This is a genomic window from Serratia sp. LTN-2 (assembly GCF_059740205.1).
In genome coordinates this window covers 584-17,460 of the sequence record NZ_JCAXDO010000004.1, presented here as the reverse complement: position 1 = coordinate 17,460, position 16,877 = coordinate 584, and the positions used below count along the sequence as shown (strand labels likewise).

15 protein-coding genes and 2 tRNA genes are annotated in these 16,877 nt (G+C 58.7%); 7 read left to right on the top strand and 10 right to left on the bottom strand.

What is annotated here, in order from left to right; genetic code table 11:
* The first annotated feature begins 46 nt into the window (after nucleotides 1-46).
* Both AC6BYQ_RS09910 and AC6BYQ_RS09905 read left to right on the top strand, forming a co-directional pair.
* Nucleotides 47-1,207, top strand: a complete 1,161-nt coding sequence (locus AC6BYQ_RS09910) for a pyridoxal phosphate-dependent aminotransferase (protein WP_197667111.1) — start codon at nucleotides 47-49, stop codon at nucleotides 1,205-1,207.
* Nucleotides 1,195-1,968 carry an amidohydrolase gene (locus AC6BYQ_RS09905; RefSeq protein WP_074053638.1) on the top strand — a complete coding sequence of 258 codons (774 nt, stop codon included), beginning with the start codon at nucleotides 1,195-1,197 and terminating at the stop codon, nucleotides 1,966-1,968. The genes AC6BYQ_RS09910 and AC6BYQ_RS09905 overlap by 13 nt, the downstream gene beginning before the upstream one ends.
* Here the strand turns inward: AC6BYQ_RS09905 and hpxK are convergent, their stop codons facing one another.
* The 4 genes from hpxK to AC6BYQ_RS09885 form a co-directional block, all read right to left on the bottom strand.
* Nucleotides 1,969-3,213: an allantoate amidohydrolase gene (gene hpxK / locus AC6BYQ_RS09900; protein WP_498056803.1), complete on the bottom strand. Its 1,245-nt coding sequence runs from the start codon at nucleotides 3,211-3,213 to the stop codon at nucleotides 1,969-1,971.
* A complete protein-coding gene (locus AC6BYQ_RS09895; protein WP_498056802.1) occupies nucleotides 3,210-4,454 on the bottom strand; it encodes a pyridoxal-phosphate-dependent aminotransferase family protein in 1,245 nt (414 codons plus the stop codon). The genes hpxK and AC6BYQ_RS09895 overlap by 4 nt, the downstream gene beginning before the upstream one ends.
* Nucleotides 4,455-4,663: 209 nt before the next feature.
* Nucleotides 4,664-5,503: a MurR/RpiR family transcriptional regulator gene (locus AC6BYQ_RS09890; protein WP_198637235.1), complete on the bottom strand. Its 840-nt coding sequence runs from the start codon at nucleotides 5,501-5,503 to the stop codon at nucleotides 4,664-4,666.
* Nucleotides 5,504-5,639: 136 nt separating this feature from the next.
* The gene (locus AC6BYQ_RS09885; protein ID WP_435981153.1) at nucleotides 5,640-6,518 is read right to left on the bottom strand and encodes a siderophore-interacting protein; all 879 of its coding nucleotides are present in this window, start codon (nucleotides 6,516-6,518) and stop codon (nucleotides 5,640-5,642) included.
* 234 nt (nucleotides 6,519-6,752) lie between these two features.
* Here AC6BYQ_RS09885 and AC6BYQ_RS09880 point away from each other — a divergent pair, with 234 nt between their 5' ends.
* Complete coding sequence (locus AC6BYQ_RS09880; protein WP_498056801.1) at nucleotides 6,753-8,993, top strand: TonB-dependent siderophore receptor; 2,241 nt, start codon at nucleotides 6,753-6,755, stop codon at nucleotides 8,991-8,993.
* Nucleotides 8,994-9,098: 105 nt separating this feature from the next.
* Here AC6BYQ_RS09880 and AC6BYQ_RS09875 read toward each other — a convergent pair.
* Both AC6BYQ_RS09875 and dnaQ read right to left on the bottom strand, forming a co-directional pair.
* A tRNA-Asp gene (locus tag AC6BYQ_RS09875) sits at nucleotides 9,099-9,175 on the bottom strand.
* 144 nt (nucleotides 9,176-9,319) lie between these two features.
* On the bottom strand, nucleotides 9,320-10,063 hold the full coding sequence (dnaQ, locus tag AC6BYQ_RS09870; protein ID WP_025160090.1) for a DNA polymerase III subunit epsilon: 744 nt from the start codon (nucleotides 10,061-10,063) through the stop codon (nucleotides 9,320-9,322).
* Between the two features lie 72 nt (nucleotides 10,064-10,135).
* Here dnaQ and rnhA point away from each other — a divergent pair, with 72 nt between their 5' ends.
* A complete protein-coding gene (gene rnhA / locus AC6BYQ_RS09865) occupies nucleotides 10,136-10,603 on the top strand; it encodes a ribonuclease HI (protein ID WP_019454335.1) in 468 nt (155 codons plus the stop codon).
* Here rnhA and AC6BYQ_RS09860 read toward each other — a convergent pair.
* Entirely contained in the window at nucleotides 10,600-11,319 is a 720-nt protein-coding gene (locus AC6BYQ_RS09860) for a class I SAM-dependent methyltransferase (RefSeq protein ID WP_019454336.1), read from the bottom strand. The genes rnhA and AC6BYQ_RS09860 overlap by 4 nt on opposite strands.
* A gap of 44 nt (nucleotides 11,320-11,363) precedes the next feature.
* Here AC6BYQ_RS09860 and gloB point away from each other — a divergent pair, with 44 nt between their 5' ends.
* Together gloB and mltD are read left to right on the top strand one after the other, a co-directional pair.
* Nucleotides 11,364-12,119, top strand: coding sequence for a hydroxyacylglutathione hydrolase (gene gloB, locus AC6BYQ_RS09855; protein ID WP_498056800.1), 756 nt, complete (start codon nucleotides 11,364-11,366; stop codon nucleotides 12,117-12,119).
* A gap of 71 nt (nucleotides 12,120-12,190) precedes the next feature.
* Nucleotides 12,191-13,573, top strand: coding sequence for a murein transglycosylase D (gene mltD, locus AC6BYQ_RS09850; protein ID WP_139285506.1), 1,383 nt, complete (start codon nucleotides 12,191-12,193; stop codon nucleotides 13,571-13,573).
* Nucleotides 13,574-13,625: 52 nt separating this feature from the next.
* On the opposite strand, the gene AC6BYQ_RS09845 is transcribed toward mltD, so the two are convergent.
* On the bottom strand, nucleotides 13,626-14,420 hold the full coding sequence (locus AC6BYQ_RS09845; protein ID WP_025160092.1) for an endonuclease/exonuclease/phosphatase family protein: 795 nt from the start codon (nucleotides 14,418-14,420) through the stop codon (nucleotides 13,626-13,628).
* Nucleotides 14,421-14,767: 347 nt separating this feature from the next.
* Here AC6BYQ_RS09845 and yafC point away from each other — a divergent pair, with 347 nt between their 5' ends.
* Nucleotides 14,768-15,655, top strand: a complete 888-nt coding sequence (yafC, locus tag AC6BYQ_RS09840; protein ID WP_498056799.1) for a DNA-binding transcriptional regulator YafC — start codon at nucleotides 14,768-14,770, stop codon at nucleotides 15,653-15,655.
* 45 nt (nucleotides 15,656-15,700) lie between these two features.
* Here the strand turns inward: yafC and dkgB are convergent, their stop codons facing one another.
* Nucleotides 15,701-16,504: a 2,5-didehydrogluconate reductase DkgB gene (gene dkgB / locus AC6BYQ_RS09835; RefSeq protein WP_063918756.1), complete on the bottom strand. Its 804-nt coding sequence runs from the start codon at nucleotides 16,502-16,504 to the stop codon at nucleotides 15,701-15,703.
* Nucleotides 16,505-16,717: 213 nt separating this feature from the next.
* Nucleotides 16,718-16,794: transfer RNA gene (locus AC6BYQ_RS09830), tRNA-Asp, on the bottom strand.
* Nucleotides 16,795-16,877: the final 83 nt, after the last annotated feature.

Below are 16,877 nucleotides of genomic sequence, written 5' to 3'. Positions count from 1 at the left end.
CGTGTTATATTGACGGCAATATAAGCGCCTGGAGTATTCACCTGCTATGAGCACTTCCGCATTGATTCCCGACAGTAAGCTGCCCGCTCTGGGCACCACCATTTTCACCCAGATGAGCGCACTGGCGCAGCAGCACCAGGCGATCAATCTGTCGCAGGGCTTCCCCGATTTCGACGGGCCGGACTATCTGAAAGAACGTCTGGCCTGGCACGTCGCCCAGGGCGCCAACCAATATGCGCCGATGACCGGCGTGGCGCCGCTGCGTGAAGCCATCGCCGACAAAACCGCCGAGCTGTATGGCTGGCAGCCGGACGCCAACAGCGAAGTGACCATCACCGCCGGCGCCACCGAAGCGCTGTTCGCTGCCATCAGTGCACTGGTGCGCCCCGGCGATGAGGTGGTCTGTTTTGATCCCAGCTACGACAGCTATGCGCCGGCGGTAACGCTGGCCGGCGGCGTACTCAAACGCATCGCCCTGCAGCCGCCGGCCTTTGCCGTCGATTGGCAACGGTTCGCCGCCGCGCTGTCGCCGCGCACTCGTCTGGTGATCGTCAACACGCCGCACAATCCGTCCGCCACCGCCTGGCAGGCGGAAGACCTGCAGCAGCTGTGGCACGCCATTGCCGAACGCGAAATCTACGTGCTCAGCGACGAGGTTTACGAACACATCTGCTTCGCCAAAGGCGGCCACGCCAGCGTGCTGGCCCACCCGCAGCTGCGCCAGCGCGCGATCGCGGTGTCCTCCTTCGGCAAAACCTTCCACATGACCGGCTGGAAAGTGGGTTACTGCGTGGCGCCCGCCGCGCTGAGCGCCGAAGTGCGCAAGGTGCATCAATACCTGACCTTTTCGGTCAATACCCCGGCGCAGCTGGCCCTGGCGGATAGCCTGCGCGCCGAGCCGGAGCACTGGCGACAGCTGCCGGCGTTCTATCGCGCCAAGCGCGATCGCTTTGTGCAGGCGCTGGCGAGCAGCCGACTGGAAATTTTACCCTGCGCGGGTACATACTTCTTGCTGGCGGACTACAGCGCCATCTCCGATCTGGACGATGTGGCGTTCTGCCATTGGTTAACCGAGCACGTGGGCGTGGCGGCCATTCCGCTGTCGGTCTTCTGTGCCGATCCTTTCCCCCATAAATTGATCCGGCTGTGCTTCGCTAAACAGGACGCCACGCTGGATGCAGCTGCGGAGCGGTTATGTCGACTTTAAAAATTACCCTGTTGCAGCAACCGCTGGTCTGGCGCGACGGCCTCGCTAACCTGGCCGCCTTCGACGCGTTGCTGGCACCGATCGTCGGGCGCGATCTCATCGTCTTGCCGGAAATGTTCACCACCGGTTTTGCCATGGATGCCGGCGAGAGCGCCCTGCCCGAACAGCAGGTGATCGACTGGCTGCACGGTTGGGCGGTGAAAAGCCATGCGTTAATCGGCGGCAGCGTGGCGCTGAAAACTGACGAGGGGGCGGTCAACCGCTTCCTGTTGGTGGAACCGGGCGGCCAGGTACACGCCTATGACAAACGCCACCTGTTCCGCATGGCCGGCGAACATCTGCACTACCAGGCCGGCAACCGGCGTGAAATCTTCGAGTGGCGCGGCTGGCGCATCCTGCCGCAGATCTGTTACGACCTGCGTTTCCCGGTCTGGGCGCGCTATCAGCAGGATTACGATCTGGCGCTGTACGTTGCCAACTGGCCGACGCCGCGCAGCAACCATTGGCAAACGCTGCTGGCGGCGCGGGCGATTGAAAATCAGGTGTATGTGGCGGGCTGCAACCGGGTGGGCGAAGATGCCAACGGCCTAAACTACAGCGGAGACAGCCTGATCATCAGCCCACAGGGCGAGATCCTGGCAGATGCGGAGCCCGGCGCAGCCGCGCGGCTGGACGCCGAGCTGTCGCTGGAAAGTCTGCAGAGTTACCGCAGCGCCTTCCCGGCCTGGCGCGACGCCGACAGTTTTCTGCGCCTGGACTGATCAACCGCTCTCCCAGCCGGCGATCATCAGGCAATAGGCCTGGATCGCCAGCGCCACGTCCGCCTGCCGCACCGCTTCGGCCGGATGATGGCTGACGCCGCCGGCGCAACGCACAAACAGCATGCCGACCGGCCAGTGCGCCGCCATGGCGATGGCATCGTGCCCGGCGCCGCTCGGCAGCGTCAGGCTGCGGCCCTGTACTTGTGCGACGGCCGCCAGCCAACGATGCTGCAGGTCCGCGTCGCAGGCGGTGGCGTCGATGCGATAAAACGCCTCGCTGGCGAAGCGCAATCCGCGCCGCGCACAGATCGCCTGCGCCTGCGCCAGCAACGTCGCCAATAGCGCCGTCAGCGGCGCATCCTGCGGGCCGCGCACGTCGAGCGTCAACCGCACCTCGCCGGGGATCACGTTGACCGCGCCCGGCAGGCTCTCGATGCAGCCCACGGTGGCCACCAGGTGCGGATCGGCGTTGCAGGTCAAAGTTTCCAGCGCCGTGATCCATTCCGCCGCGGCCATCAGCGCATCTTTGCGCTGCCCCATCGGCACCGTGCCGGCGTGGCCCGCCTCCCCGCTAAAGATACAGTTGAGGCGACGCGCGCCGTTGATCGCCGTCACCACGCCCAGCGCCAAATCGGCCGCCTCCAGGCACGGGCCCTGTTCGATATGCAGCTCGAGATAGGTGCAGATTTCCTGCGGCGCACGGTGCGCCTGTGCAATCGCCGCCGGATCCAGCCCGAATTCGCGCATTGCCTGGGCGATGCTGACGCCGTCGGCATCGGTGCGCGCCAGCCACTCTGCGGGCCACTGGCCGGTCAGGCCGCGGCTGCCCAGCAGCGTGACGCCGAAGCGCGCGCCCTCTTCGTCGGCAAAACCGATCACCTCCAGCGCCAGCGGCAATCGGCGCCCCTGGCGGTGATAGCGCGCCACCACTTCCAGCGCCGTAAGCACGCCGAGCATACCGTCATAGCGCCCGGCGTTACGCACCGTGTCCAGATGCGAGCCGAGCAGCAGCGCCGGAGCGCCGGGCATGAGCCCTTCATAGCGGCCGCAGATATTGCCGACGCTGTCCTGCCAAACCGCCATGCCGCTCTCGCGCATCCACTCGCCAACCAGGCGGTTGGCGCGCCGATGTTCCGCAGAAAGATAAAGGCGCGTGAGCCGATCGGGCTCCGCGCTGATCGCCGCCAGCTCGTCACAGCGCGCCATCACCCGCGCGGCGGCCTGTTGCGCCTCCAGTGGCGTCATCCATGATGTCCTGCATCATAAACGTTCCAGGCGGCCTGCAATGCCTCGCCCTGCTTGCTGACGAAACCGAGGCGGTTCAACACCGCCTCCAGCGCCGCCAGCGTTTGCAACACGCAATCCTTGCGCGCGTTGTAGCCCATGGTGCCGATGCGCCAGATTTTTCCCTGTAGCGGGCCGAACGAGGTGCCGATTTCGATGGCGAAGTCGTTCAGCATCATCTGCCGCACCTGTTCGCCATGCACCTGCGGCGGGATCATCACGCCGAGCACGTTATTCATGCGGTGTTCAAGATCCCCGAACACCGCCAGCCCCATGCCCAGGATGCCCGCCAGCAGCGCCGCGCCGTGCAGCCGGTGGCGGGCGATGGCGCGATCCAGCCCTTCTTCGAGGATCACCCGTGCGCATTCTCGCGCCGCGAACAGCATGCTGGTGGCTTCGGTGTGGTGATTCAGGCGTTCCGGCCCCCAATAATCCATGATCATGCCGATATCGAAATAGTTGGAGTAGATCATCTCGTCGTCGCCGTTGGCGTGCTCGGCGGTGCGGATCCCCTGCTCCACGCATTTACGGCGGCGCACGATTTCTTCAAACTGCGGGCTGAGGGTGACCGGTGAACTGCCGGAGGGGCCGCCCAGACACTTCTGCAGCCCGGCAGAGACCGCATCCAGCCCCCAGGCATCGGTCTCCAGCGGGTTGCCGCCGAAGGAAGCGGTCGCGTCGGTGTAGAACAGCACGCCGTGACGGCGGCAGATATCGCCCAGCTCATGCAGCGGCTGCAGCATGGTGGTGGAGGTGTCGCCCTGCACCGTCAGCAGCAGGCGCGGACGAACCCGCTTAATCGCGTCTTCGATGCGATCGGCACTGAACACCTCACCCCACGGCACCTCGATCGTATGCACCTCGGCACGGCAACGGCGAGCGATCTCGCACAGCAGATGTCCGAAGCGGCCGAATACCGGCACCAGCACCTTATCGCCCGGGCGAATGGCGGAAACCAGCAGCGCTTCGATACCGGCGCGCGAGGTGCCGTCCACCAGCATCGTCCAGCGGTTTTCGGTGCGGAACAGCGCGCGATACAGCGCCATGACCTGATTCATGTAACCGGTCATCGCCGGATCGTACTGGCCGATCAGCTGGCTCGACATGGCACGCAGCACGCGCGGATCGGCGTTGATCGGCCCCGGCCCCATCAGCAGGCGCGCCGGCGGGTTAATCTGATCGAATTGCGAGATATCCAACATGTTCATTCCCTGTCAGCTTAGTAAGTTATTGAGTTATGCCTTCAGCGTCGACATGACGTTTGTTTGCTGCCCACCAGCCTACTCCCGATAGGGATTCAGTTGAAACAAAAGATTCTTATGATCAATTAATGAAACCAAAGTAACACAATGAGATGACCGATCCGCCTTAAGCGGCGGAGGGGGGAAGGAAGGGAAATGATCTGCCGTGCTTAACGCAGCTCCAGTTCGTCCAGCGCCAGGAACAGTTCAGCGACGTGATGAATGCGCTGTCGCCCCTGCGCCAGCCTCTCATGCAGCAACGCATTGCTGAGCAAACTGGCCAGGCTCATGGCGGCGGCATAGCTGTCGAAGGCCGACACGCTGTCGAGCGGCACGGTCAAGTGCCAGTCGGCCAACGAAAACAACGCCTGCGCCTGCGGCTCGCAGATCAGCAGCGTCGGTACCCCGCGGCTTTGCAACAGCGTCAGCACCGCCTTTATCTGGCGCGGCCGGCGGCGGAACGCCACCACCACCGCCATGTCCTGCGGTGTCAGCCCAGCCAGATCTTCCGCCAGCGTCTGCCCCGGCTGCGGTGCCAGCAGCACCTGTTCACGCACCTGCATCAGTTGCTGACGCAGGTGCATCGCCACCGGATAGCTGTTGCGCAGCCCCAACAGCATCACGCCACGCGCTCGCGCCAGCGCGGCGATTGTCGCACTGAACTGTTCGGCATCGATATGTTTTACCCAGCGGGTGAGATTGGCCATTTCCTGCTTATAGTGCCGCGCCAGCAGCGTATCGCCCTGCACCGCATCGCGGCTATCGGTCAGCGGCATGCCGCTCTGGCGCAGGGTACGCAGCTCATCGCGCATGGCGCGATAGTTGGGGTAGCCCAGCCGTTTGAACAAGCGGCTGACCGTGGCTTTGGAAACGCCGCTCAGGCGCGCCAGCTCGGCGCTGTTGTAGCCGATCAAATCGTCATAGTGATCGAAGATGAAGTCGGCCACCCGCTGCTCCTGCGGCGTCAGCTGTGGGTAGTCGCGGCGCAGACGTTCGTCGAACCGTTGCATTATCGTTCTCGCTGTAACCTTTGTTTCAGCGGAACATAGCACGGCCGAACTACCCGCTGGCAAGCGATTCTTCGTTGATGGGAAATAACAGCGGCCTGCCCCTCTCCGGCAGCGTCGCCGGAAAAGGGCGGCGCGTTCAGCACCAGTAGGCCATAAAGTTAACGGTAGCGCGGTCCAGATCGCGTTCGCCGATCAGATAACGGCGCAGGGTTTTCACCGCCGAAGACTCGGCCGCCACCCAGGCATAAAAAGCGTTGCCGCCCGCTGCCCGCTCCCACAAGACTTCATCGCTCAGGCTGCTTTCCGCCAAAGACTGCGCTTGCGCGCACGCCGAAGCGGGAATATCCACCCGCTGCCGCACCGCTTCCACCAGCAACGTGCCGTGCGCCAGCTGGCGGCCCACGTCGCGCGGCAGCCAGTAAACCTCGGCGAACGGGAAACGGACCAAATCCAGACAATCCCCCGCCTGCGGCACTTCGAAGAACGCCTGCACGCGCGGCGGATTAGCCTGCTGCGCCAATTGCTCCAGAATGCCCATCGCCGCCGGCACCGCCGTTTCATCGGCGATCAACAGCGCCTGCTGCAACTGCGCCGGCGGCGCCCATTCGTAGCCGCCGCTATCGCCATCGAAGTCAGCGTTGGGGGCGACCGTCTGAATGGCATCGCCCGGCTCGGCGTGAGTCGCCCAGGCGGAGGCCGGGCCGTTCACGCCATGCAGCACGAACTCGACGTCCATCTGATTCTGCTCGCGGCGCAGCGCACGCAGCGTATAGGTGCGCATCACCGGGCGCCGCTCTTTGGGGATCGCCATGTAATCGCCGTACCAGTCCGGGCTATTGGCCAACTGCGGGATCTGGCCGTCCGTCGCCGGGAACAGCAGTTTGATGCGCTGATCCGGCGCTTCCAACTTCATCCGATGAATATCCGCACCTTCAAACACGCAGCGCACCAGCGAAGGTGAAATCAGCGTTTTGCTTTTCAAGGTGATATCAAAAATTCTGTAGCTGGCGGACATGTTCTCGATTCTCCGGCAACGGCTGTCGCTTGCACCTATGGCCGATCGGCTGCCGTGTTGACGGCGTGGGTTGCTCGATCGCGCAGCGGGTAAAATGTTAATAAAAATAATTAATTACGTTAATGTATCGCAAAAAATCATATCACGATTTTATTGATAACAAGAAACGTTATTGATAAAAGAATCATTCTCAAAAATAACGCAATAACAATATCACCTGGGAAATAAATAACGATGAAACGCAAACACCTTTGGGTTTTGAACCCTTGTCTGCTGGCGATGCTTGCGCCGACGGCTTGGGCAGAAGATCAGAAAGCCGGCGCCGAAGAGCAGATGGTGGTCTCCGCCAGCCGTTCACACCGCAGCACGGCGGAAATGGCGCAGACCACCTGGGTGATCGAAAGCCAGGAGATCGAACAGCAGGTTCAGGGCGGCAAAGAGATCAAGGACATGTTGGCGCAGCTGATCCCCGGCATGGACGTCAGTGGCCAGGGCCGCACCAACTATGGCATGAATATGCGCGGCCGTTCGATGATGGTGATGATCGACGGCGTACGTCTGAACTCATCGCGCAGCGACAGCCGCCAACTGGATTCGATCGATCCGTTCAATATCGATCATATTGAGGTGATCTCCGGCGCCACCGCACTCTATGGTGGCGGCAGCACCGGCGGCCTGATCAACATCGTGACCAAAAAAGGGCAGAAAGAGCAGCAGGTCGAATTGCAGGTCGGCGGCAAAACCGGCTTTGGCGGCCATACCGATCACGACGAGAACGTCGCGGCGGCGGTCAGCGGCGGCAACGACAACGCCTCGGGACGCCTGTCCGTTTCTTACCAGCGCTATGGCGGCTGGTACGACGGCAAAGGCAACGAGGTGCTGATCGACAATACCCAAACCGGCCTGCAGTATTCCGATCGCCTTGACGTCATGGGCACCGGCACCCTCAACATCGACGACCACCAACAGCTGCAACTGACCACCCAATATTACAAAAGCCAGTCCGACGGCGATCATGGCCTGTTCCTGGGGGAAAACTTCGCAGCGGTGACCGGCAACGCCAAGGCTTACAACAGCGGCAACTTAAACTCCGACCGCATCCCCGGCACCGAACGCCACCTGATCAACCTGCAGTACTCCAACACCGATTTCCTCGGCCAGGATCTGGTGGCTCAGGTCTATTACCGTGACGAAACCTTGACCTTCTATCCGTTCCCGACGCTGGCGGGCAAAGCGCCGAACTATTACGTCAGCAGCATTGGCGCTTCACAGCAAAAAACCGATTTCTACGGCGGCAAACTGACGCTGAACAGCATGCCACTCGACGCGCTGACGCTGACTTACGGCATCGACGCCGAGCATGAGAGCTTCAACGCCAACCAACAGTTCTTCAACCTGGCGAAGGCCCAACAGTCCGGCGGCATGACGCTGGATAACGCTTACAACACCGGCCGTTACCCCAGCTATACCACCAGCAACCTGGCGTCGTTCCTGCAGGCCAGCTACGACATCAACCCGATCTTCGCCCTGAGCGGCGGCGTGCGTTATCAGTACACCGAAAACAAGATCGACGACTTTATCGGCTACAATCAACAGCAGGCGATCGCCACCGGCGCCGCCGCCTCCGCCGACGCCATACCGGGAGGGAAAACCGACTACAACAATGCGCTGTTCAACGCCGGCCTGCTGGCGCACCTGACCGAGCGCCAGCAAACCTGGTTCAACTTCTCTCAGGGTTTCGAGATCCCGGATCCGGGCAAGTATTACGGCAACGGCACCTACGCGCTGAACGGTGGCCACTACCGGCTGCTGAAGAGCGTTAACGTCGGCGATTCCAAGCTGGAAGGCATCAAAGTCAATTCCTACGAACTGGGCTGGCGCTATACCGGCGATAACCTGCGCACGCAGATCGCCGCCTACTATTCGTTGTCCGACAAGAGCATCGCCATCAATAAAACCGACATGACCATCAACGTCAATGCGGATAAGCGCCGTATCTACGGGCTGGAAGGCGCGGTGGATTATTTCTTTGAAGACAGCGACTGGAGCGCCGGCACCAACTTCAACTTCATCCGCTCCGAAACCAAGGTCAACGGCGAATGGAAGAAACTGGTGGTCGATACCGCCAGCCCATCCAAAGTTACCGCCTATGTCGGCTGGGCGCCGGGCGACTGGAATCTGCGCTTACAATCTCAGCAAACTTTCGACGTGTCGGACGATGGCGATTACACCAAGGGCAACGCCACCCAGGGCCGCAAGATCGAGGGCTACAACACCCTCGACTTCCTCGGCAGCTATGCCCTGCCGGTAGGGAAAATCAGCTTCAGCGTGGAAAACCTGCTGGACAAGGAGTACACCACCGTCTGGGGCCAGCGCGCGCCGATCCTGTACAGCCCGACTTACGGTTCGCCTGAGCTGTACAGCTATAAGGGCCGCGGACGCACCTTCGGTTTGAACTACTCGGTGTTGTTCTGAGAATAAGGGGCCGGCCTGCCGGCCCCATTGATTGGGCCGCGCCGTTTTGCCGAGCGCAGAAACGACGAAGCCCTGAGTTATCGCTAACTCAGGGCTTCTGAATAGTGGCGGAACGGACGGGGCTCGAACCCGCGACCCCCTGCGTGACAGGCAGGTATTCTAACCAACTGAACTACCGCTCCGCGCCATTCCCTCTTGCGGGGGAACGAGGCGCATATTACGGACGCCTCTCGGTTCCGTCAACGCCTTTTTCTCCGCAAATGAACCGTTTGCACAGTTTTTCAACGAAGCATCACCCGATGAGGTTTTTTCGCGCAAAAACGCCGTTATTCGGCCGACGCCCCGCGCCACAGGCAGCTGCCGCCCTTCTTTGCCACCAGATCCAGACGCGCTTCGTGCGCCTTCACTTCTTCATCGCTGGCATAGACCACTTTCATCGCCGTCGCCGGGCGGACAATGCGCTGGATTTCTTGCGCATCGTCGTTTTGCTGAGAGTCGCCTTCCATCTGGAACGCTATCGAGGTCTGACCGCCGGTCATCGCCAGATAGACTTCAGCCAGGATCTCGGCATCGAGCAATGCGCCGTGCAGCGTACGCTTGCTGTTGTCTATCTCATAGCGGCTGCACAAGGCATCGAGATTGTTGCGCTTGCCCGGGAACAGGCGACGCGCCATCAACAGGCTGTCGGTAATGGTGCAGAAGGTCTCGGTTTTCGGGATCCCCTGCTGCAGCATGCGGAATTCGTGATCCATAAAGCCGATATCGAACGCCGCGTTATGGATCACCAGCTCGCCGCCGCGGATAAACTCGAGGAATTCGTCGGCAACCTGATCGAAGGTCGGTTTGTCGGCCAAGAAGTCGTCGCTGATGCCGTGTACGCCGTACGCTTCCGGATCCACCAGCCGATCCGGCTTGATGTAAACGTGGAAGTTGCGCCCGGTCAGGCGGCGGTTAATCACTTCCACCGCACCGATTTCGATGATGCGGTGCCCTTCGTAGTGCACCCCAAGCTTGTTCATACCGGTGGTTTCGGTATCGAGGACAATCTGTCTGGTGGTTGTAGAGATCATATTGCAGTGCTCACAGCGCTCGTTTATGTCAGACTTGGCTTTTGTAAAACTAATAGGAAGAGTCTACCAGAGATGCTCAAACAGGTAGAAATTTTCACCGACGGCTCCTGCCTTGGCAACCCCGGCCCCGGTGGCTACGGCGCGATATTACGCTATAAGCAGACGGAAAAAACCTTCAGCGAAGGTTTTCGTCTGACTACCAATAACCGCATGGAAATGATGGCGGCGATCGTGGCGCTGGAAGCGCTGACCGTGCCTTGCGCCGTGACGCTCAGCACCGACAGTCAGTATGTGCGCCAGGGCATCACCAGCTGGATCCATAACTGGAAAAAGCGCGGCTGGAAAACCGCCGACAAAAAGCCGGTCAAGAATGTCGATCTGTGGCAGCGCCTGGATCTGGCTATTCAACGCCACGACGTGAAATGGGAATGGGTCAAGGGCCACGCCGGCCACCCGGAGAACGAACGTTGCGACGTGTTGGCGCGCGAAGCGGCCGGTAAGCCGACGCAGGAAGACGTCGGTTACCAACCGGAAGCCTAAGGCAGCTTGCGATAGCTCTTGGTCGCGCCCACCGCGCGGCTGAGAGACGGTTTTCTCGCCCCCAATTTCATCGGCGTGGGCGTCAACGGCAGGGTGCGCTTGCGCGCCACAATCACGCTCATACAGCCCAACGCCGGCAAATGGGTGCATAAAAATTTGCCGCCCTTGCGGTGCCACGGCAGCACGTGAAAACGCGCCTGGTACAACACCTCGTAATTCAGCAGGCTAAGCCAGTCCAGCAGCCGCATTTGGGTAAACATGCGGCTGACATAGGGCTGGCGATGGCGTAATCCGGGCACCAACTTGCCCAGTCCCAGCAGGCTGAACGGGTTGAAACTGCTGATCACCAGCCAGCCGTCGTCGATCAACACCCTGTCCACTTCACGCAGCATGCGGTGCGGATCGTCCGCGTAGGACAACGTGTGCGCCAGCAGGCAGGCATCCACCGACTTGGCGGCAAACGGCAGTTGATAGGCATCGGCGATCACCTGCAGCCCTTCCCCCTCCAGCCCGACGTTGACCTGGTGGGAGATCGCGCATTTGTCCGTGGCCAGCTCGGCGCTAAGCATCCCCATCTTCAGCAGATGAAAACCAAACAGCTTCGGCCACCAGGGTTGCAACTGCCGTTCGAGCGCTTCACGATAGTACTCCCCCCACGGCAGCTCAGCCCAGGACTGCGGGCCGGTAAGCTTTTGTAGAGTATGGGCTGGTTTCATGATTTATTATCTTCTTTCAAGCCGTTGCCAACGAGAGGTACACCATGAATCTTATCAGCATTCCCGCCTTCCAGGACAATTACATTTGGTTATTGGATGACCGGCAGGGGCGCTGCGTTATTGTCGATCCGGGTGAGGCGCGGCCGGTGCTCGAGGCGCTGCAGCGCCTGCAGCTGACACCTTCGGCGATCCTGTTGACCCACCACCACCACGATCACGTCGGCGGCGTGGCCCAAATCGTAGCGCAATACCCGGATCTTGCGGTCTACGGACCGCAGGAAACCGCGGATAAAGGCGCTAACCACATCGTCCGTGACGGCGACACCTTTGACATCGATGGCCGTCAGTACCGGACCATCGCCGTTCCCGGCCATACGCTGGGCCACGTAGCATTCTATAGCGCCCCTTATCTGTTCTGCGGCGACACAATTTTCTCCGCCGGCTGCGGCAGGCTGTTTGAAGGCACCGCCAAACAAATGTACGACTCATTTCAACAACTCGCGCAACTTCCCGATAACACTTTAATTTGCTGCGCGCATGAATATACTCTTTCAAATCTTAAGTTTGCGCGGGCTATTTTGCCGGAAGATCGAGAGATTGAAACATATCAACAACATGTTGAAGCGTTAAGGGCAAAAGGCCAAGCCAGCGTGCCGACCACGTTGCAATTAGAGCGTAAAATTAACCTGTTTTTACGTTGCCATGACGCTGATTTACAAAAGAAATTAGGCTTTAATTCACCACCGGAAAGCCTTCATTCAGTTTTTTCCGAATTACGCCTGCGGAAAGATAACTTCTAAGCTTTTAGTTGTGTTATTTGGCGAAGCAAAGTATTATTGCTCGTCTTTTAAGCAACTACATTGACACACACATGAAGGCTAAAGCGATATTTCTCGCCTCAGTCTTGCTAGTGGGTTGCCAGTCGTCCAGGCAGGACGCACCGGCGCCAGAACAGCATGCACAGAGTTTGTCTTCGGCTGGTCAAGATGGTGAAGCAGGAGAGTACACAGCAAATGGCCGAGCGAGCTCGGCGCGGTGGCTAGATAACAATAGTCCCGCCGCGCAACAGGACCTGTGGAACTTCATTAGCGACGAGCTGAAGATGGAGGTTCCGGAAAATTCCCGGATCCGTGATCAGAAAAGAAAGTACTTAAAAAGTAAGAGCTATCTCCACGATGTAACATTACGGGCAGAGCCGTACATGTACTGGATAGTCGGGCAGATTAAGAAACGTAATATGCCGATGGAACTGGTACTGCTACCCATAGTGGAGAGCGCTTTTGACCCACACGCCACGTCAAGTGCCAACGCCGCAGGGCTATGGCAAATCGTGCCGCAAACGGGTCGCAATTATGGTTTGAAAAACAATCAGTGGTATGACGGTCGACGTGATGTCGTCGCTTCGACAACCGCTGCGCTTAACATGATGCAACGCTTGAACCGCATGTTTAACGGCGACTGGTTACTGACCGTAGCCGCCTATAACAGTGGTGAAGGCCGCGTGATGCAAGCGGTGAAGGCAAACAAACGTCAGGGTAAGCCAACCAATTTCTGGGCATTGTCGCTTCCGCGTGAAACGTCAATCTATGTCCCGAAAATGCTGGCGCTGAGCGACATCATCAAGAACAGCAAGAAGTACGGCGTGAAACTCCCGAAAACGGATGAAACCCGTGCGCTGGCTCGTATCGATGTTGGGCAGCAGATCCAGCTGACTCAGGCGGCTGAGATGGCTGGGCTTTCGGTCACCAAGATGAAAGCGTATAACCCAGGCTACAAGAAAGGCGTTACGGCACCCAACGGGCCCCATTACATTATGGTTCCCAAAGGTCATGCCGATCAGCTGAAAGACTCGCTGGCCGATGGCCAGATCGCCGTGACTCAGCCAACGACGCAGTTGGCGAAGAACAGCGGTTTGTCCGGCGGCAGTTCGTATAAAGTGCGCTCAGGCGACACCTTATCGGGCATTGCCAAGCGGCTGAACGTTAAGACCAGCGATTTGCAGAGTTGGAACAACTTACGCGCCAAGAGCGCTCTGAAAGTTGGGCAAACCCTGCAAGTGGCCAGCAATACTGGCAGTAACAGCAGTATCACCTATCAGGTTCGTAAAGGTGATTCGCTCGCCAGTATCGCACGTCGTCACGGCGTCGATATTAACGACGTGATGCGTTGGAATTCAACGCTCGCCAAAGGCAACCTGCAACCTGGTCTGAAGCTGACCCTGTTTGTCGGCAATAAGCTCACGCCGGACACCTAAGTTTCCGGCACAAAAAAAGCACCCCTCGGGGTGCTTTTTTATTATCTGCGATTCACCAGACGGGCGAGTCTTTTTCCGGATGAAACTCCACCAACAACGGGTTGTGATCCGACGCGCTGGTCACCAGCACCGAGGCCTCCACGACGCCCAGGTTACGGTAAAACACGAAGTCCAACGGGCGGCCAAAGGCCTTGCGGCGATGATCATCGGTGAAGCTCACCTCACGTAACGCCATCTCGCCGGCAAAGTCATACAGCGCATTGATGCGCTTGCGGCTCCAGGCGTTGAAATCCCCCGCCATGATTACCGGCCCCCGATGGCTGGCGATCTGTTCGCCGATCGGCCCCAGCTGCTTGCTGTAGACGTCGACTCCAAGACTAAAGTTCACCGCATGGATATTCACCACCATCAACAGTTCGCCATTGTACAGCGGATAAACGGTGATCAAGGCCGACTTGGACAACCGCAGCAGCGGCTCACGCTCGCGTAACGGGCAACAGTAAACCGGGTGAGCGGCCGCCAGCGTCATCACGCCGGAAGGATGCTGCGGCAAGACAAAGGCCGGCACCTGATCGGCCGCCAGATAGTTGGCGGTCGCATAGCTCACCAGCTCCGGCGTGGTTTGCGCCTCTTGCAACAATACCAACTGTGCGTCTTTGCCATGATTTTTCAGCACCGAAAGCCAGTCGGCTCGCTGCTGCTTGAAGATATTCCATACCATGACGCGCAAGGCGCCGGTCGTTGGCAGCGCCGCCCCAGGCGGCAGCGGCTGGTTAACGGCGCCAGGAAAGATTCGCTCAACTGGCTGACCTGCAACATACCTCATTGCATAAGTTCGTTTCGGCACGCGATTCGCCTATTACCCATTAACATGAAACTGGCGATGAATACTCGCCAACGATGAATTGATTATACGCCTGAGCCATGCGGAGGGCATGGCTTTTACAGGCATAACCTTTTCAGTTATAGGGGCCGCCTGCGGCGATTTCAATCTTCTGACGGTATAGCTGTGTAAAGGTTGGGCATGGAGGATGAAAAATGCGAAAAGGGCCGCAAAACCTGCGCGTAAACGCATGGTGTTTGCCCCAGCGTTTTACAGTCTGTTGTATTCAAGTGAATAGCGGCCCTGCGCCTATCGTGTTTAAATGACAGGGTCGCGAATAATCGAAAATAGAGTTTGCCTGCGGAGCAAAAATGAAAGCGAATTCTGATGAACTTATCACTTTCGTCACGGTAGTGGAGAGCGGCAGCTTCAGCCGGGCGGCGGAGCGCCTGGAACAAGCGAACTCCGTGGTCAGCAGAACGGTGAAAAAGCTGGAAAGCAAACTGGGCGTGACGTTGCTCAACCGAACCACGCGCCAAATCAATCTGACCCAAGAAGGAGAAAATTACTTTCGCCAGGTGCAGAAGGTACTGAACGATATGGCCGCGGCAGAAAATGCGCTATTGGAAAGCCGCCAGCGCCCGCAAGGCCTGCTGCGGGTCGATGCGGCAACACCGGTGGTGCTGCACTTGCTGACACCGTTAGTCGCGGAGTTCCGCGAGCGTTATCCTGAAATGTCGTTATCACTGGTGTCTTCAGAAAACTTTATCAACTTGATCGAGCGAAAAGTGGATATCGCAATCCGCGTCGGCGAACTGACCGATTCCACGCTGAAAGCGCGCAAACTGATGACCAGCTACCGGCATGTGCTCGCCTCCCCCGCCTATCTGGCCCAATACGGCACGCCGCAAACGGTGGAAGATCTTGAACATCACTGCTGCATAGGCTTCAACGACCTGCCCAGCCTGAACCGCTGGCCGCTGGCTTGTTCAGACGGCAGCCAGCTGGAAATCACCCCGGGATTGACCACCAACAGCGGAGAGACCCAGCGTCATCTCTGCCTGCATGGCAACGGCATCGCCTGCCTGTCGGACTTTATGAGCGACGAAGATATCAAACGTGGAGATTTAGTCCCGATTCTGGTGGAAGCGACACTGCCGGTCGCTATGCCGATCAACGCGGTGTATTACAGCGACAGCGCCGTCAGCAACCGCCTGCGCAGCTTCATTGATTTTGTGAGCGAATACCTCAAACGATAAAAAGGCGCCCCGAGGGACGCCTTAAGCTGATGCCGTGAGGAATGATTAATCCCAGTTTGGCGCCAGACCTTCCGGGCTCACCAGACGGCCGTTGCACTCCAGTGCGGCGATCTGCGCCATATCTTCGTCGGTCAGCGTCAGTTGCTGCGCCAACAGGTTGCTCGCCAGGTTTTCACGCTTGGTCGAAGACGGGATCACCGCATAACCCAGCTTCAGCGCCCAGGCCAGGACTACCTGTGCAGGGGTCGCCTTGTGACGTGCGGCGATGCTTTTGATCGTTTCATCCTGCAGCGCTTTGCCGTAGGCCAACGTCATGTAAGAGGTGATGGCGATGCCGTGCTGCTGTGCGAATTCTACCACCTTGCGGTTCTGCAAGAACGGTGACAACTCGATTTGGTTGGTGGCGATTTCATCTGCGCCAATCGCGTCAATCGCTTGCTGCATCAAATCGATGGTGAAGTTAGATACACCGATTTGACGAGTCAGCCCCAGCTTTTTCGCTTCCAACAACTCAGCCATAAATTCGGCAACCGGCACTTCATCGTTTGGCGATGGCCAGTGGATCAGCGTCAGATCGACGTAGGACGTCTGCAGTTTTTTCAGACTTTCTTGCAGGCTTGGGATCAGCGCGCCCTTCGCCAGGTTCGCGATCCAAATCTTGGTGGTGATGAACAGGTCTTCGCGTTTCACGCCGCTGGCAGCGATAGCCTGACCAACAGCCGCTTCGTTTTCATAGATCTGTGCGGTATCGATAGTACGATAACCCAGCTCAAGTGCGGTGCTTACGGAATCGATAACAACCTGATCCTGAAGGCGGAAAGTACCTAAACCAAATGCAGGGATGCTCATAATATTTTCTCTCATTAGCGGATAGATGCGGTATGCGAAAGATTATGGCAACTTTTTTATTGATCAGAAACGCCTGGTTCGGCATAAGACTTTTGATTTTTCAGCAACAATATGGGGAAATAAGACGGTAAAGGAGAAGGATTTCGGCCTGAAAAGCGCAAAATGCAGATATGAAAAAGCCCTGAGTCAGAGACTCAGGGCTTATCAATTAAGTGGCGGAACGGACGGGGCTCGAACCCGCGACCCCCTGCGTGACAGGCAGGTATTCTAACCAACTGAACTACCGCTCCACCGATTCTTTTACGTTGCATCTTTCGATGCCGGCAAATCGCGCTCTGCGATTTGCGCATTACCAGTCGTCACGCTGATAACG

What these genes read in the sequence shown, in the direction of transcription:
- AC6BYQ_RS09910 (WP_197667111.1), top strand. Translation starts at nt 47, where the DNA reads ATGAGCACTTCCGCATTGATTCCCGACAGTAAGCTGCCCGCTCTGGGC.
- AC6BYQ_RS09905 (WP_074053638.1), top strand. Translation starts at nt 1,195, where the DNA reads ATGTCGACTTTAAAAATTACCCTGTTGCAGCAACCGCTGGTCTGGCGC.
- hpxK (WP_498056803.1), bottom strand. Translation starts at nt 3,213, where the DNA reads ATGACGCCACTGGAGGCGCAACAGGCCGCCGCGCGGGTGATGGCGCGC.
- AC6BYQ_RS09895 (WP_498056802.1), bottom strand. Translation starts at nt 4,454, where the DNA reads ATGTTGGATATCTCGCAATTCGATCAGATTAACCCGCCGGCGCGCCTG.
- AC6BYQ_RS09890 (WP_198637235.1), bottom strand. Translation starts at nt 5,503, where the DNA reads ATGCAACGGTTCGACGAACGTCTGCGCCGCGACTACCCACAGCTGACG.
- AC6BYQ_RS09885 (WP_435981153.1), bottom strand. Translation starts at nt 6,518, where the DNA reads ATGTCCGCCAGCTACAGAATTTTTGATATCACCTTGAAAAGCAAAACG.
- AC6BYQ_RS09880 (WP_498056801.1), top strand. Translation starts at nt 6,753, where the DNA reads ATGAAACGCAAACACCTTTGGGTTTTGAACCCTTGTCTGCTGGCGATG.
- dnaQ (WP_025160090.1), bottom strand. Translation starts at nt 10,063, where the DNA reads ATGATCTCTACAACCACCAGACAGATTGTCCTCGATACCGAAACCACC.
- rnhA (WP_019454335.1), top strand. Translation starts at nt 10,136, where the DNA reads ATGCTCAAACAGGTAGAAATTTTCACCGACGGCTCCTGCCTTGGCAAC.
- AC6BYQ_RS09860 (WP_019454336.1), bottom strand. Translation starts at nt 11,319, where the DNA reads ATGAAACCAGCCCATACTCTACAAAAGCTTACCGGCCCGCAGTCCTGG.
- gloB (WP_498056800.1), top strand. Translation starts at nt 11,364, where the DNA reads ATGAATCTTATCAGCATTCCCGCCTTCCAGGACAATTACATTTGGTTA.
- mltD (WP_139285506.1), top strand. Translation starts at nt 12,191, where the DNA reads ATGAAGGCTAAAGCGATATTTCTCGCCTCAGTCTTGCTAGTGGGTTGC.
- yafC (WP_498056799.1), top strand. Translation starts at nt 14,768, where the DNA reads ATGAAAGCGAATTCTGATGAACTTATCACTTTCGTCACGGTAGTGGAG.
- dkgB (WP_063918756.1), bottom strand. Translation starts at nt 16,504, where the DNA reads ATGAGCATCCCTGCATTTGGTTTAGGTACTTTCCGCCTTCAGGATCAG.